This is a genomic window from Anaerosporobacter mobilis DSM 15930, from assembly GCF_900142955.1.
In the GTDB taxonomy this organism is placed as follows: domain Bacteria; phylum Bacillota; class Clostridia; order Lachnospirales; family Lachnospiraceae; genus Anaerosporobacter; species Anaerosporobacter mobilis.
Window position 1 is genome coordinate 127,943 of sequence record NZ_FRCP01000016.1, and the last position, 17,400, is coordinate 145,342.

Below are 17,400 nucleotides of genomic sequence, written 5' to 3' on the forward strand. Positions count from 1 at the left end.
GATGGATATATTTATGATTAAAAGGAGGGATTCTGTTAAAGAAGAATTCCCTTCTTTTTTGCTGTTTTGCATATTTTTGACATATAGGGCTATACTCTAGAAAATGTAATTATTAAAATATATTTAATTAAGGAGTATGAAGTATGTCAAAAAAAATAGTAACAATTGATTTAAATAACATAAAGCCAGAGGAGCAACTAAAGTACGAGGTAGCAGAAGAGTTAGGGCTACTTCCTAAAGTATTAGAAACTGGGTGGAAATCCTTATCTGCAAAAGAGTCAGGAAGAATCGGTGGAATCATAACAAGGAAGAAAAAGCAGATGAAAGAGGAAGCAATGAATATGTCTTCAGAACCACGGGAATAGAAAGGTAAAACTTCAAGGAGGTTTACTAACACTTGCGTTCGCTCGCTATTGTGAGTATAATGTCAATAGCAGAAAATCCATGTTTTCTATGATGATACATGGAGAGAAAGAAATGATGGTGACAATATGCAAGCATATACAGGGTTTGCCCAGGTCTATGATATGTTCATGGATAATATTCCATATGATGACTGGTGCGAATATTTAAAGGAATTATTAGGCGAACATGGTGTTAAAGATGGTATAGTATTAGACCTTGGTTGCGGAACTGGTAATATCACATCAAGACTATCGAAGTCTGGATATGATATGATAGGAATTGACAATGCTGAGGACATGCTATCAATCGCCATGGAAAAAGCCATGGATGAAGAGGATTCTATTCTATATCTGTTACAAGATATGAGAGAATTTGAGTTATATGGAACCGTGTCCGCAGTAGTTAGTATCTGTGATAGTATGAATTATATTATGGAAGAGGAAGATTTACTTAAAGTATTCCAGTTGGTTAACAACTATCTTGATTCCAATGGTGTTTTCATCTTTGATATGAACACGGAATATAAATATAAGACAATTCTTGCAAATAATACAATTGCAGAGAATCGTCCGAATGGAAGCTTTATCTGGGATAATTATTATTATCCAGAAGAGAGAATTAACGAGTATGATTTAACGATATATGTGAAAGAAGACTTTGGTGAAGAAGAGGACTTTGATTCGTCTGAGGAGGATTCAGAGTATGATGAATCCTATGAAGAAGAAGGACAAGTATTCTATCGTTTCGACGAGAAGCACTATCAGAAAGCATATTCACTAGAAACGGTGAAAGCATTATTAGAGAAAGCGGGACTAGAGTTTGTGTGCGCATATGATGCATTTACACATAATCCAGTAACAGAAACAAGTGAAAGAATCTATATTGTTGCGAGAGAGACGCATCAAGAGAATAAATTCTATACAAACGAATAAACAGGAGGACACAATGTCAGATTATATAGTTAGAGCAACGGCTGCAAATAGCCAGATTCGTGCATTTGCAGTAACTTCAAGAGATTTAGTAGAGGAAGCAAGATCACGCCATAATCTTAGCCCTGTTGCTACGGCAGCACTAGGAAGATTACTTACTGCTGGTAGTATGATGGGAAGTATGATGAAAAGTGAGAAAGACCTTCTTACATTACAAATCAAATGTAGCGGACCAATTGGTGGACTTACTGTTACAGCTGATGCAAAGGCTAATGTAAAGGGATATGTTGTTAATCCCGATGTTATGTTACCACCAAGTGAAAAAGGTAAATTAGATGTAGGGAAAGCACTTGATTTAGGTGTTATGAATGTAATTAAAGACATGGGATTAAAAGAGCCTTATGTTGGACAAACACACCTTGTATCTGGTGAAATTGCGGAGGACTTAACATATTACTACGCAACAAGTGAACAAGTACCATCTTCTGTTGCACTGGGCGTATTAATGAATAAAGATAATACAGTGAAACGTGCTGGTGGATTCATTATTCAATTAATGCCATTTGCTGATGAAGAAGTTATTGATAAGTTAGAGAAGAAAATCGGAGAGATTACTTCAATTACCTCATTACTTGATCAAGATATGACGCCAGAGATGATTCTAGACTATGTATTGGGAGATTTCGGTGTAGAGATTCTTGACAAGGTGCCTACAAAATTCGATTGTAACTGTTCAAAAGAACGTGTAGAGAAAGCCGTTGTTAGTATAGGAAAGAAAGAAATCCAAGAAATGATTAATGATGGAGAATCGATTGAAGTGAACTGCCATTTCTGTAATACACACTATAATTTCTCAATTGAAGAATTAAAGGATATCATTAAAAGAAGTAAGTAAGATTATATTAGTGATGCGCCTATCGACAAACGTTGATGGGCGTTGTTACTTTTATCTTTATAAAACTACCAATCAAATTAACTAGCATATTAGTTGTTCATAAAAGGTCATATTCTTAGTCTAGGGAAAACGAAGAATAGTAAAAGGAAAAAGGAATAAATTCAAATAAAGAGGAGAATTAATATGAGAGAAAAATATGTTTTTGGTAGAAATGCATTCCGTACCTTTGAAACTGGTATGGAGAAAGAATGGTTATTAACAAATGGAATTGGAGGGTTTGCAAATCAGTCGATTATCGGTGCAAACACCAGAATATATAGTGGATACCTTGTAGCGTCTTTGCATGCTCCTGTGGATAGAATGATGATATTTCCAGGAACTCACGAAGCTGTTACGATTTCAGGTAAAGAATACGATTTAACTGCCCAAGAATACATAAAGGAATGGAAGAGAGGGTATCAATATCTTAACCGATTTGAGTTAGATATCCTACCTACGTATACGTATCAAGTAGCAGATCTATGTATTAAGAAAACAGTTGCCTTAGAATATGGGAAGAACACGAGTGTTGTATGTTATGAGATTGAGAATGGTATGGACCAAGCAACATTTGCAGTTACACCAATGTTTACTTACCGTGGATTCGGCGAGACAAGAGAACAGGCAAGGCTTGTGTTTGAGAAAGAATTAAAAGTACAGGAGTTTATTAATCCAGATACGAAAGACGTTAGGGAGAAGGAACCAAACAGTAATACAATAGAGCTAGAGGCTAAGAATCATGTGCTTCAATTAATACCAGAAGAAAATAAAGAAGTAACAATCAAGTTCTATGCATCGGAAGGAACGTATTATGACCGTGCTTGTAAGTCAGTATCTATGGCAACTCCGAATTATCTTATTGAGGAGAATCAAGTATATCCTATCGATAATCGCACAGGATTTTTAGGGGTAGATAATCATATTACGCCTTATGATGTAATAGTGACCCTTGCACCATATGAGAAGAAACGATTCTATGTGAAATGTACGGTAGAAGAATTAGATGACAAAGATGGATTTGTTATTGCTAAGGAATACCATCAAAGAATGACTAGATTAATGGATTTACTACCTTATGACGATCGACTAGCAAGAAGGCTTGCATGGGGAGCGGATGCATTTATCGTAGATAGGGAGTCAACGGGACTTAAGACAATCCTTGCGGGATATCCTTGGTTTGCAGATTGGGGAAGAGATACGATGATTGCGCTACAGGGCTTAACATTAGCAACAAGAAGATTTGACGATGCACGTTCGATTCTGGAATCCTTCTCAAGATATGTGGATCAAGGAATGATACCGAATGTATTCCCTGGTAATGCAAAGGAAGAGCCAATGTACAATACCATAGATGCTTCCTTATGGTACTTCTATTCCGTAGATCGCTATCTAGAATATACAGGGGAAGAATCGGACTATACCTTTATTAAGGATAAGATTTATCCATATCTAAAGGAGATCATTAGTGCGTATAAGAATGGAACTCGCTTTGGAATTCGTATGGATAGTGATTATCTCATTGAAGGGGGAAGTGACCTTGACCAATTAACGTGGATGGACGTACGTGTTGGAGATCTAGTTGTTACACCAAGACATGGGAAAGCTGTTGAAATCAACGCTTTATGGTACAATGCACTTAAAGTAATGGAAAAACTATCTGTGTATTATGGGGAAGAAGGAGACGAATATTGTGGATTAGCAGCCCATGTTAAGGACTCCTTTGTGGATAAGTTCTGGAATTCAAGTGCAAACTGCTTATATGATGTCATTGAGGAGAAAAATGGTGAAGAAGTGGCAGATGGTAAGATAAGACCGAATCAGATTTGGGCAATTTCTCTACCATACACCATGTTAGATCGTGAGAAAGAGAAACTAGTAGTACAAAGAGTATATCATGACTTATATACCCCTTACGGAATTCGTTCCTTATCTAGTGAAGACGTGGATTACAAGAGTCACTACATTGGTAAACTAATAAATCGTGATCTTGCATATCATATGGGTACAAGCTGGGGATATATCTCAGGAGCCTTCATATCGGCATACTGTAAGGTGAACGATCATAGTAAGGAAGCTGTACGTAAGGCAAAAGAGATGTGTGAATATTTCGAAGACCATATGGAAGATGGCTGTCTTAGCGGTATTGCAGAAATCTTCGATGGTGATTTCACATGTACAAGTCGTGGTTGCTATACGCAAGCATGGAGTGTAGGTGAAGTACTACGTGCGTACACAGAAGATGTATTACCTTATCTATAAAAGAGAGAATTTAGGGATAACTATTTATTTATATTTTAGGTAAAACATGGTATGATTCAGATAGAGATTTTGTAAAGGAGAACAAGAAATGGAAACAGTAGAATACATTGTTGAGACAATAGGTAAATTAGTAAATATTCCAAGTCCATCTGGATTTGCACATAAAGCAATTGCATTTGTGAAAGGGGAAGCAGAGGGTTTTGGATACTCTTGTAGCTTAAACCAAAAGGGTGGATTAGTGATTCATGTTCCAGGAAAATGTGAAGAAACCATCGGCCTTTCGGCACACGTAGATACATTAGGTGCAATGGTTCGCTCCATTAAGAGTGATGGAACAATCCGTTTTACAAGCGTTGGTGGTTATACAATGCAAAGTATAGAAGGAAGTTATTGCACAATCCATACAAGAGACGGAAGAGAATATGAAGGAACAATATTAGCCAATAGTCCATCAGTACATACATTTGATGATGCTAGAACGCTTGAGAGAAAAGAAGCTAATATGCATATTCGTCTTGATGAGATTGTTAAGACAGAAGAAGATGTGAAGAACTTAGGAATCGATTCAGGTGATTATGTGAGCTTTGATCCTAAATTCAACTATACTAAATCAGGATTTGTTAAATCAAGACATCTTGATGATAAAGCAAGCGTAGCTGTGTTATTAGGATTATTAAAGGAAATGTCAGAAGGCGGATTACAACCACAGAAGACGATTGAGATTCTAATAAGTAACTACGAAGAAGTAGGTTTTGGTGCAAGTTATCTTCCTAAAGAAATTACAGAATTCGTCGCAGTTGATATGGGGGCACTTGGTGATGATCTAAACGGAACAGAATATGCAGTATCAATCTGTGCCAAAGATTCTTCAGGACCTTATGATTATGAACTTACAACTCGCTTAATTAATATTGCGAAAGAGAAGAAACTTGACTACGCTATTGATATCTTCCCACATTACGGTTCTGATGTATCAGCAGCTTTACATGGTGGCAACGACATTAAGGGTGCGTTAATTGGACAAGGAATCCACGCTTCTCATGGTATGGAAAGAACACATAAGAGTGCGCTTCATAATACCTTAGAATTATTAAAAGGATATGTTATGCAATAAGCAAAACTCGTTAAGTTATTGAGCATGTTTCTAACCATGAACACGATAACACAAAACACGCTACGTGCCTAAGTACTACTAATAGTGTGTGCATATAACTATAACAAGTTTACGGAAGCGCCTTCGACATGACATCCTGTCATGCTCAGGCTGGCTCGGCGTCCATGCCTCGCCTTCCTATTATTTAAGCACACACTAAGAAGTACTATAGGCCCTACGCTATCGTTTTTTAGTTATAGTGTTCAGCTTAGAAACATGGGTCAAGTGTATTGAGAGTTTGGCTGTATCTATTCGAGTTCTTTTTCAATAGATTGCTTTTATGAAATTCATGTGCATAATTTGCAACTATGAAGAGGTAGTCCTGAACAGTTAGAAATACTCAATAATATTTATTTTCTTATCAACCCATATGCACCTGTGTATCGATAACGTAGATAAGCAAAACTCTTAGTAAAATAGAATAGCTTCTAGGCCAGCGTACTATAACTAAGAAACGATAGCGAAGCATCTACAGTACTTCTTAGTGTGTACTAGATAACCAAGGAAGGCGAGGCAAGGATGCCGAATTGAAGGTGGTTCCGTAATGTTTTGATAACTTACCGTACACACTTAGAAGTACTTAGATGTGTAGCGTGTTTCGTGTTATAGTACGCCAGCATAGAAGCAGGGAAAGTGTATAAGAGTTTTGCGATAGTAAATATAAAGGAGGAATCAACATGAATGTAACAGAGCGCTTTTTAAAGTATGTTAGTTTTCACACAACTTCAGATCAGGCGAGCACGACTACACCAAGTACAGATAATCAAAAAGTACTTGCAGCTGAACTAGTGAAAGAGATGAAAGAGATGGGAATAGCTGATGCCCAGATGGATCAGTATGGTTATGTGTATGGAACAATCGAAGCAACCAAGGGTTGTGAAGATAAGCCTTATATCGGTTTGATTTCCCATATGGATACATCTGACGCAATCTCAGGAAAAGACGTGAAAGCAAGAATTGTTAAGAACTATGATGGTAAGGATATCGTTCTTAATGAAGAGAAGAATATCATAATGCGTACGAAAGAGTTCTCTCATATGGCAGATTATGTGGGACAAGATCTAATTGTAACCGATGGAACAACATTGCTTGGTGCAGATGATAAGGCAGGAATCGCAGAAATTCTTACTTTGGCAGAGCAATTGATGAATAATAAGGATATTCCACATGGAAGAATTCGCATTGGTTTTACACCAGATGAAGAGATTGGTGCTGGCGCAGATCATTTTGATGTGGAAAGATTCAATGCTGATTTCGCATATACCGTTGATGGTGGAAAACTTGGAGAATTAGAGTATGAAAACTTCAATGCAGCAGGAGCAAAAGTAATTGTTCATGGCGTGAATATTCATCCCGGTGAAGCGAAGAATAAGATGAGAAATGCAATCTTAATGGGGATAGAATTCAATAGCATGCTTCCTGCTAATGAGATTCCAAGTTGTACAGAAGGATATGAAGGATTCCAACATATTAGTTCCATTAGTGGCAATGAAGAAGAAACAATGTTAGAATACATTATTCGTGACCATGATAAAGAGAAATTCAATGAAAAGAAAGCAACGTTTGAAAAAGTTACTGCGTATTTAAATGACAAATACGGGGAAGGAACTTTTGAGTTATCTTTAAAAGATAATTATTTCAACATGAAAGAAAAGATTGTTAATCATATGGAAATCGTAGACCGTGCAGAAGCAGCAATGAAGACGGTTGGTGTTGAACCTATCATTGTACCGATTCGTGGAGGTACAGACGGAGCGAGATTATCGTTCATGGGCTTACCTTGTCCGAACTTATCAACTGGAGGACATAATTTCCATGGAAGATATGAGTACATTCCAGTGCAATCCATGGAGAAAATGGTACAGATTTTACAAGAAATAATAAAAGCATAGCAAAATATAGAATCTAGTGTTATAATAATTCTGAATTACAGAATTAAAGTTTTACAGTGATAAAACGTAAAATAAATATAAAATACATGGAGGTAAATATAATGTTTTCATTTGATGAAGTCCAAGCTTATGATCCTGAGTTAGCAGAAGCTATGAAAAAAGAGTTTGGTAGACAAGAAGACCATATTGAATTAATTGCTTCTGAGAATTTCGTAAGTAAAGCCGTTATGGCAGCGATGGGAAGTCCATTGACAAACAAATATGCTGAGGGTTATCCAGGAAAGAGATATTATGGCGGTTGTGAGTTTGTTGATATTGCAGAAGACTTAGCCATTGAAAGAGCGAAAGAATTATTTGGCTGCACATATGCCAATGTACAACCACACTCTGGAGCACAAGCAAATATGGCAGTATACTTTGCACTTGTTAAACCAGGTGAAACTGTAATGGGTATGAGCCTTGCCGATGGTGGTCATCTTACTCATGGTAGCCCAGTAAATATGTCTGGAACATATCACAATATTGTTTCATATGGCGTAGATGAAAAAGGTTTCATAGATTATGATGAAGTTCGTAAAATTGCTATGGAAAACAAGCCAAAACTAATCATTGCTGGTGCTAGTGCATATCCTAGAAAGATTGATTTTAAGAAATTTAGAGAAATCGCTGATGAAGTAGGCGCCTTCTTAATGGTTGATATGGCTCATATCGCTGGATTAGTTGCCGCAGGCCTTCATGAAAGCCCAATTCCATATGCACATGTAACTACAACGACTACGCATAAGACACTACGTGGACCAAGAGGTGGTATGATTCTTTCTAGTGAAGAATTTGCTACAGAATACAAATTAAACAAAGCAATCTTCCCTGGTATCCAAGGTGGACCATTAATGCACGTAATAGCTGCGAAAGCAGTATGTTTCAAAGAAGCATTAGATCCAAGTTTCAAAGAGTACGCAAAGAACATCGTAGACAATGCGAAAGCATTAGCAGACGGCTTAATGAAGAGAGGATTTAACTTAGTATCGAATGGTACTGACAATCACCTTATGTTAGTAGATCTTCAAAACATGGGTGTAACAGGTAAGGAAACAGAGAAATTATTAGATGCTGCTAAAATTACTTGTAACAAGAATGCAATCCCTAATGATCCAGCTTCTCCATTCATAACAAGTGGTATCCGTCTTGGAACAGCTGCAGTTACTACTAGAGGAATGCAACCAGAAGATATGGATCAAATAGCAGAAGCAATCTCTTTATTAGTGAAAGATGTAGATACAAACAAAGAAAAAGCATTAGCAATCGTAAAAGAATTAACAGACAAGTATCCGCTTTATAACTTGAACGTATAGAAACTTAGATCAATAACATAAATAGGCATAGTCGTTAAAAGGACTATGCCTATTTCATGTACCAATATTGTGCCCTATATTAGATCAATAAATATTGTGCTAATAAATTGACTATATATACTACAAATACTTTCTAATACGAATAACAAAATTTTCTTCTATTGAAATAAGCTCTTCACAAATTTTCTTAGATTTTTCATGTGCATTATAATACTGATTTAGATACCTACTTAGAGATTTTACCCCCATATTACATCCATCTGTTATTAGATCAGCTACTGTTTTGTCACTTTCATCCATCATCATTTTCATATTTGTTTTCATCCAGGACATACCTTTGGCAATTGGATTAGGTTCTTTATCCTGTTCGTTTTCATTGCTTAACAAACTATGAATTTCATTTCCTAGTTTGGTATGTTGATCTTTGAATGCTATGAGCATTTCTTTGAATTCTTGACATTGTACCTTATCTATTACTTCATCAATGGATGAGACAGCCATCTTTGTACCAGCGTCACATTCTTTTAATAATTTAATTGTATCAGTAGATTGCATAGTATTACCTCCAAAGTATTTTTGAATATATATAGTATTTTATATTTTAGAAAAACTATTCAAATAAAATATATTAGTAAGATATTCAAATAACTTCTTGTTATTAAGATATAAATAATTTCATTAATTTAATAGATAAATGGAAAGGTTTAAATATCCCGCAAATGTGACCCACAACAAATATGGAATGAGAAGATATGCTGCAGTTTTTGATATATTATAAAATAATATAATTGTTATTATGATAAGTACCCACAGGAAAAGTAACCAAAAAAATGCAAGCAAGTATTGTTCTAGGTTAAAAAAGATAAGGGACCAAAAAAAGTTGATAACAAGTTGAAATAAATATACTTTTAATGCTATGCTCTTAGATTCAATAGGAGCATTTGATACTAAAACAATATAGGAAGCAACTCCCATTAGTATATAAAGTGTCGTCCATACAATAGGAAATAACCAACCAGGTGGAGATAGTGGAGGTTTGTTAAGCAGTGCAAAGGTTTCCATACTATTTCGCGTAATAAAACCCGAAATTCCACCAATTAGAAGTGGAATTAGCAAGCTTATTATAAAGAGTCTACATTTAAAATTCATAAATAGTCCCCCAAATATAAAGATATAGTAACTTTTGTTGTTATATAATTATGACTACTTAAAGAAAATAGAATCTGAATTAATTAAATTCAAAATTATTTTAAATGCAATCTACAAAAATTCAAAATTATACTTTTCGAAAATTAGCGAAAATAAATCTTGACAGTATGGTGAAAATATGTAAGAATAATGGTGATGGGTGGGACATAACTATACAAATTATATAATAATACTAAGAACTAACAGGTAAAATAATACTATTTATAATTTATATCAGAGTTTTGTGCTATGAGCAAAGTTTTATGACTTAGAAAGGAGCATGTTGCAACAAATGAAGAAGATATCAACAGCTATAATAACAGCAATAACGGCATGTGTATTAATTGTATCTATTTTGGTAGGATGTATCAATGGAGTTCTAAGTTATAAGACATTAGGTGAAGAAGCAGAGGACAAGATGTCAGCAATGTCCATTCAATATGCGAATCAAATGAATTTGCACTATAGAGGAATACAAGAGATTGTTACCGGTATGAGTAGCTACTTTGAAGCAGGCTATGATTATTCACAATCTAAAGATAGTACATATAATAAAACATTTATGGATGGAATGTATAAGTACATAAGTGTAATCCAGTCAACCATAACAGATATGGATGTTTTACGTTTATATGCCTACGTAAACCCTAAGAATGTGGGTACGATGTGTTCTGCCATTAGTGAGAAGGGTGAAAGAGTTGTTAAAAACCAAGACGAAGAATATAAATCGTGGAGTTTAAGAAGTGGTACCAAGTGGAACTTCTATAATGAGACGTTAAAGAATAATAAAGCAACTTGGCTTGATCCCTATATGGATGAAGAACTTGGACAAGAAGTAATTAGTTATACACAACCCATATACGTGAATAAGCAAGTAGTTGGGGTAGTTGGACTTATTATATCATTTGAGGACTTTAAACAATTGGTTACATCAATTAAGCCGTATGAGAATGGATATGCTTTCTTAGTTGATTCTTATCAAAGGTATATTGTACATAATACTTATACGAGAGAAAATAAATTGAACGATACAGGATTTGAAAAGTTAACTGAACTTATGTCAACGCAAAGCCAAGGGTTGGAAAATATGAGCGTTGATGGCGAACAAGCTTATGTAGCGTATTCAAAACTTGCAAATGGTTATTGTTTGGTATTAGTGACACCAGAGAGCGATGTTATGAGTAACGTCATAGATATGATTATTAAGAGTATTATACTTGTAATAATCTGCGTAATAATCTGTATTATCATAGCTTTCATAGTAGGTAAGAAAATATCTACTCCAATATTCAAGGTAACAAAGGATATAGAGAAGGCTAAGGAAGGTGATTTTACTAGTAAGAATTATCTGCCTTATCTGAAGAAGAAGAATGAAACAGGTAAATTAGCAAGAGCATTAGATAAATTACAGGAATCTATGAGTAAAACGGTCACTCAAGTTAGTGATAACAGTACTGTTGTTACAGATTCCGCTGTCCATCTTAACAATGCAATTAATTCCTTAGTTGATGAAGTAAGTAATATTACAGCGACAGCACAACAGTTATCCGCTAGTATGCAGCAAACAGAAAGTACAGCGATAACACTTAGTGATACCTCAGAAAGAATGATTCATCATATAGAGACAATGGATGACAAGAATAAATCCGGTGTTGATACGGCTAATGATATTAGCAATAGAGCAGTTCAATTAAAAATTGAAGCGGCTGAAGCAGCTAGAAAAGCAGATGAAGTATGCAAGACAACAGGTGAGAATTTAAAAGCTGCAATTGATGAATCAAGACAAGTACAACAAATTAATGTGTTGACAAAAGCAATTCTAGACATAGCGGATCAAACAAGTTTACTATCTTTGAACGCTTCCATTGAAGCAGCGAGAGCAGGCGAATTTGGTCGTGGGTTCTCTGTAGTAGCAGATGAGATTAGAAGTTTGGCAGATAACTCCGAGACAACAGCATTACAGATTCAAGATATAACCAAGAATGTAATTGTTTCAGTTAGCAAATTATGTGATAGTTCCTATGAGGTTCTTAATTTTATGGATACTCATGTTAAGGATACCTATAAAAAACTTATTGATATGAGTGAACAGTATAACACGGATTCGACTGATATGAGAGAGTTGCTCGAAGATATTGCAAGTGTTTCTAAGAATATCTTTAGTGAAATTGAATCTTTGTTGAAGTCATTTGGAGAATTAACAGATGCAACTTCAGAAGGTGCTGATGGTATTCAATGTATATCAAAGAATGCAGAAGAAGTTGCAAATCATACCAGAGAGGTTGAGCTTGAAGCCAACCGATTGAATCAGATAGCAGGAGAATTAAGCGGAGCTATCGAAGTATTTACGGTTTAGATGCACAAGCATTTAAATAAATTCCTTTTATATTTCCTTTTATATGAACAACTTTTGTTGCCATGAATTATTTATGCGAAAAACGGGCTGTCACCCCTAGAGACAGCCCGTTTTTCAACGTTTAGGTGTATACCAAGTACAGCAAGAGCTTAATGTACAGAAAGTAGTGAATACACAGGGTATACTATTTATAATTTAGGTAAGATAACAAGAAAGGTAGCTCCACCACCAATTGTATCGCATACTTGGATCTTTCCTTTGTGAATATCAATGATTTCTTTAGCAATACATAGGCCTAATCCAAAATGTTCCTTTTTGGAACGAGAGGAATCTTCTCTATAGAAGCGATCAAAGATATGAGCTTTCGCTTGGTTTGAGATACCAATTCCGTCATCTGCAACAGTTACTACAAAAGTAGAATTCATATAATTAAGTGATAATTTGATTTTTCCGTTCGGTTTAGAATAACTAATCGCATTACTAATAAGGATAGCTAGTACTTGTGCAATACGCTCTTTATCGCAATAACAGGTAGGAATGGGATCTTCGGGTAATGTAATGGATAGAGATAAATTATGTTGGATAGCCAGCGGTTCAAAGGCTTCATAGTTCTCTAACAATATAGTATCTAGTTCTTCTTGTTTCATAGAAACAGACCAAGTTTGACTATCTGCACGAGCAAGAGTTAACATATCATTTACTAGATTGGACATACGCTTGCTTTCTGACTCTATGGTATTAAGAAATTGCGATTGCATAGCAAAGTCTGATGTTCGAAGAGCAGATAATGAAGAGAGTATTACCGCAAGAGGAGTACGAAGCTCATGGGAAGCTGACGCTATAAAGGCTGTCTGCTTATCTTGAGATTGCTTAATAGGTCGTAATAGCCTACGTGTGAAGAACAAGGAGACAAGGAACAAAAGTAAGATACCAGTTATGTTAAGTATGATAAAGCGCAAACGTTGACTTTGTAATCTCTGATATAGTGCATTCGTTGGATAGAGAATTATGGAAGTAAGCGTATTAGAACCTTTTTGTATCCTAGCAAGGGATACATAGTAAGGTGATTTATTAGCAGCTGTATATGCAAATTCATAGTGTGTAGAAGAAGTCCCCATTACATCTGTAGTATTATGGTAGGAGTCTTTACCATACGTAATAATTTCATTTATAATAGCAAGTTGTTCTTCGGTACGGGCCATTCGTGTATAAGAGAGAGGAGTACCATTATCATATATAGCGATAAGATATTTGCCGTTCTGTTCAATTTTCGATAACCATTCGTAAGTAAGCGTGTTCTGCTGTTCTAGATTAGCTATGAAGGTATTCATCTCAGCACTAAAAGATAGATAAGAAGTATTCTTTAGGTCTCTTTCAGATATGTAAAGGTAGCTGAAGGACATAGTTAATAAAATAATACTTGATATTGTAGTGAACAACAGTGTTAATCGAAGATTAAGTTTTCGAAACATCTTGATCTGTTTATTCATGAGGTCCCTCCAACCGATATCCAACACCTCGGTGTGTCTTAATGGTGGTTGTAGTGCTGACAGTTTTTAGACGTCGCCTGATAAAATGTATATAGTTGTCTAAGTTACCATCTTCAATCTCTGCATATGGACCCCAAACCTTTGTAAGTAAGGTCGTTCTAGGGAGAATCTGCGAGTAATTACGTAAGAAAAATTCCAGTAAGGAACCTTCCTTTTTAGATAAGGTACAAGTACCAATAGGACCAGATAGAGAATTGGTAGAAGGAGAGTATATAATATCGTTATATGTTAAAGTATCTGTATCGGTCCATTGTCTTGGTCGTCTATTAATACTTCGAATTCTAGCAAGCAATTCTTCCATTGCAAAAGGTTTAATCATATAGTCATCAGCACCAGCATCTAAGCCAATAATCTTATCGGAAAGTTCACCTAGAGCGGTTAGTATGATTACTGGTGTTGAGTTATTTTGAGCTCTCAATTTCTTAAGTAAAGCAATGCCATCTATATGTGGGAGCATACGGTCTAGTAAAATCAAATCATATATATTCTGATTCATGAACAAGAGAGCATCCTCACCATCCATGCAAGTATCAACATGAAATCCATGATTCTGTAATTGATATGCGGTTGAAAAACATAATTGCTCGTCATCTTCTATTAATAGTATTCGCATACAATAACATACCCCTTTCAAATGTTTTGAGACTTTGTGTCGGCAATTTCAAGCAATTTACGTTAGAATACATATTTGCTATACGATTACCTCTTTAAGTAACAGTATAACATACTAACCTCTAATTTAAATCTAATTTTGCAAGAAAGCATGCGCAAGTAGTATAAGAGTCTCATGCGCTACGGCTAAAGAATGCCTTGGCATTCTTTTCGTTTAGAGATAAAATAAAGGTAACTGTGGTAGGGTAAAGATGTCGACAAATAAAAGTAATATAGCAACAGACTTTTGGGAGGTTAATATGATTAATAAAAAAAGAAGAATATTCTATATCCTACTGGTATCATGCCTAGCATTCATAGTTGGTTGTAGTGAGAAAAAGGCAAATGATAAAAGTAACGGAAGTACTACAAACAGTACCAATGAAAATGCCACAAACGGTTCAGTTGAAGATAAGGATAAACTAAATCAGAATGCGCAAGCGATGGGAAGGTATATAGAGACACCATGTGGGACAATAGAAAATGGTGTAGATATGGGCAAATTAACGATTATGGAAGACAAAACAATCGTAATTCTAGATACACGAACGGGAGATTTACATACGTCTAAAGACGAAGGAGAAACTTGGGAAACAGAAGAGGTAAGAGGAATTAAATCTTTATTAGTAAAGCCCAATTGTGAGATAACAAGTGGAGCTGTTAATAGGAAGGGAGACATATTCTTTTCCTATATTCCCTGGGATGAAATTACCGATGCCAATGCTACGAACATGGAGAGGTATGTATATATAGCAAAGAACGGTGAAGAAAAAGAGTTTAAATTAACAATTAATAATAATGCACTAAGGCTTCAAAAAGCAGAGTTCGCTAACGATGGTGTATTATATGCTTTGACAATAGGAGATGAGATTATCAAGATTAATCCGGATGATGAAAGTGTGGAGACAGTATTTGAGGGAGAATCGTATCTTAATACATTTGCCATAGACGGATTATATCTTGTAGCAGAAGGAGAGGGAGTAGGATATATCTATAATACACAAACGAAAGAACTTATTATGAATGATAGTGTATTGAATGACTTTCTTAAAGCTAATGTTAAGGGAGACCAGTTATGTCAATTAGCTGCAAACGATAAAGAGAATGCAATCTATGTAGCCTGTTCAGAGGGAGTATACCGACATGTAATAAATGGAAATGTTATGGAGCAGTTGGTATCGGGAGAACTAACGAATCTTGGTAGTCCATCGAATCGTGCGACCAGCTTTAAAGTGAAAGAAGACGGTAGTTTTCTTATTGGGTATGATAGTGGAGAATTAGATTCTTACAGTTACAATGCTGAGGTACCTTCTGTACCAAGTAATCAGATCAGAATATATAGTCTACGTGAGAATAAAACAATTCAACAAGCGATTGTAAACTATAGAAAAAACAATCCAGATGTATTTATTAAATTAGAAATTGGAGTAACTGGTGATGATGCTGTGACAAGTACGGATGCAATCCAGAAATTAAATACCAGTATACTAGCAGGAGATGGGCCAGATTTAATCGTGTTAGACGGTTTACCGATGGACTCTTACATAGAGAAAGGAGTTCTCTATGATTTATCTGAAGCTATGAAAGAAGTTGAACAATCGGATACGTATTTTACGAATGTTACCCATGCATATCAAACAGAGAATGGCTTATATGGAGTTCCGATGAAGTTTCAGATTCCAATTATTATAGGAAATGAAAAAGAAATCACCAAAGCAGATTCTTTAGAAAAGTTAAGTCAGATGATACAGGATATGAGAGCAGGTGATAACAAAACAGCTACAATTATGGGAGGTTATACACCGAAAGAAGTTCTTGAACATCTAGAAATGGGCTGTAGTGCAGCTTGGTTAACAAAAGAGGGGAAGATAGATGAAGAAAAATTAAATGAGTATTTAAGATATGCCAAAGCAATCTATGAGTCTGAGTTAGAAGATTTAACAGAGGATATGATTTCAACTCAAATTGGTTATCGAAAAGAAATCAGTGATATGTTGAATGGCCAGATGAGTAAATTATTATCTATTACACCGCAATTATCTAGAATGATGTTTGGTGATCAACAGATAGTTGTTGGATATGTTGATGGAATTAATGATTATCAAATGTTACTCGCTACTTTGAAGCAAGATACTTCTATATCATATCAAAGATTTGATTTGCAATCTGGATATAATTTTATCCCAAAAGGAATTATGGGTGTGAATTCTGCATCAAAAGACATGGATACAACGCTTGATTTCTATAAGAGCTTGTATTCTGAAAAACTACAAGAAGCAGATGTCAGGGAGGGATTTCCAGTCAATAAAACGGTGTTTGCTAAGTTAGCAAAGGGTAAGGACATTACGGAATCATATATAGGGTCATCTGATCGTAATGGAAGAGAGGTTAGTTATCATTTAACCATTCCTACCGATGAGGAGATGAAGAGATTACTTGAATTGGCAGAAGGTCTAACGACGCCTTCTCTTATGGATAATACCATACAAGATACAGTAGAGACATTTGGTGAGAAAGTGTTATCAGGAGAAATTAGTTTGGATGATGGTGTGAAAGCTATTATTCAGAAGGTGGATTTGTATCTACAAGAGTAGAATAAACAATGAATAGTTATAAAATAAATCTAAAATGTTATAATATTTAGATAGTTCAGTTGTTATCTTTCGTTTAAAGTGTTACAGTATAGTTAAGACCTTGCAGTATTTGTTTTTTGTAAGATTACAGATTAATA

General features: G+C 35.3%; 13 protein-coding genes. 9 read left to right on the forward strand and 4 right to left on the reverse strand.

Annotation, left to right across the window (positions count from 1 at the left end):
• Positions 1-143: 143 nt before the first annotated feature.
• The 7 genes from BUB90_RS15875 (at position 144) to glyA (ending at position 8,924) form a co-directional block, all read left to right on the forward strand.
• Positions 144-365, forward strand: coding sequence for a small, acid-soluble spore protein, alpha/beta type (locus tag BUB90_RS15875; RefSeq protein WP_073289419.1), 222 nt, complete (start codon positions 144-146; stop codon positions 363-365).
• A 126-nt stretch (positions 366-491) separates the two neighbouring features.
• Positions 492-1,337, forward strand: a complete 846-nt coding sequence (locus tag BUB90_RS15880) for a class I SAM-dependent DNA methyltransferase (RefSeq protein WP_073289420.1) — start codon at positions 492-494, stop codon at positions 1,335-1,337.
• 13 nt (positions 1,338-1,350) lie between these two features.
• A complete protein-coding gene (gene hslO, locus BUB90_RS15885) occupies positions 1,351-2,229 on the forward strand; it encodes an Hsp33 family molecular chaperone HslO (RefSeq protein WP_073289421.1) in 879 nt (292 codons plus the stop codon).
• 183 nt (positions 2,230-2,412) lie between these two features.
• Positions 2,413-4,527: an amylo-alpha-1,6-glucosidase gene (locus BUB90_RS15890; protein ID WP_073289422.1), complete on the forward strand. Its 2,115-nt coding sequence runs from the start codon at positions 2,413-2,415 to the stop codon at positions 4,525-4,527.
• Between the two features lie 88 nt (positions 4,528-4,615).
• Complete coding sequence (locus BUB90_RS15895; protein WP_073289423.1) at positions 4,616-5,641, forward strand: M42 family metallopeptidase; 1,026 nt, start codon at positions 4,616-4,618, stop codon at positions 5,639-5,641.
• A gap of 716 nt (positions 5,642-6,357) precedes the next feature.
• Entirely contained in the window at positions 6,358-7,572 is a 1,215-nt protein-coding gene (pepT, locus tag BUB90_RS15900; RefSeq protein ID WP_073289424.1) for a peptidase T, read from the forward strand.
• A gap of 101 nt (positions 7,573-7,673) precedes the next feature.
• The gene (gene glyA, locus BUB90_RS15905; protein ID WP_073289425.1) at positions 7,674-8,924 is read left to right on the forward strand and encodes a serine hydroxymethyltransferase; all 1,251 of its coding nucleotides are present in this window, start codon (positions 7,674-7,676) and stop codon (positions 8,922-8,924) included.
• Between the two features lie 120 nt (positions 8,925-9,044).
• Here glyA and BUB90_RS15910 read toward each other — a convergent pair whose 3' ends face one another.
• Complete coding sequence (locus BUB90_RS15910; RefSeq protein WP_073289426.1) at positions 9,045-9,479, reverse strand: hypothetical protein; 435 nt, start codon at positions 9,477-9,479, stop codon at positions 9,045-9,047.
• Positions 9,480-9,602: 123 nt separating this feature from the next.
• On the reverse strand, positions 9,603-10,073 hold the full coding sequence (locus BUB90_RS24320) for a TspO/MBR family protein (RefSeq protein ID WP_073289427.1): 471 nt from the start codon (positions 10,071-10,073) through the stop codon (positions 9,603-9,605).
• Between the two features lie 331 nt (positions 10,074-10,404).
• On the opposite strand from BUB90_RS24320, the gene BUB90_RS15920 reads away from it, so the two are divergent.
• On the forward strand, positions 10,405-12,468 hold the full coding sequence (locus BUB90_RS15920; protein ID WP_073289428.1) for a methyl-accepting chemotaxis protein: 2,064 nt from the start codon (positions 10,405-10,407) through the stop codon (positions 12,466-12,468).
• Positions 12,469-12,656: 188 nt separating this feature from the next.
• On the opposite strand, the gene BUB90_RS15925 is transcribed toward BUB90_RS15920, so the two are convergent.
• Both BUB90_RS15925 and BUB90_RS15930 read right to left on the reverse strand, forming a co-directional pair.
• Complete coding sequence (locus BUB90_RS15925; RefSeq protein WP_073289429.1) at positions 12,657-13,958, reverse strand: sensor histidine kinase; 1,302 nt, start codon at positions 13,956-13,958, stop codon at positions 12,657-12,659.
• Positions 13,951-14,631, reverse strand: coding sequence for a response regulator transcription factor (locus BUB90_RS15930; RefSeq protein ID WP_073289430.1), 681 nt, complete (start codon positions 14,629-14,631; stop codon positions 13,951-13,953). The genes BUB90_RS15925 and BUB90_RS15930 overlap by 8 nt, the downstream gene beginning before the upstream one ends.
• Before the next feature lie 298 nt (positions 14,632-14,929).
• On the opposite strand from BUB90_RS15930, the gene BUB90_RS15935 reads away from it, so the two are divergent.
• Complete coding sequence (locus BUB90_RS15935) at positions 14,930-17,263, forward strand: ABC transporter substrate-binding protein (RefSeq protein WP_073289431.1); 2,334 nt, start codon at positions 14,930-14,932, stop codon at positions 17,261-17,263.
• Positions 17,264-17,400 lie beyond the last annotated feature (137 nt).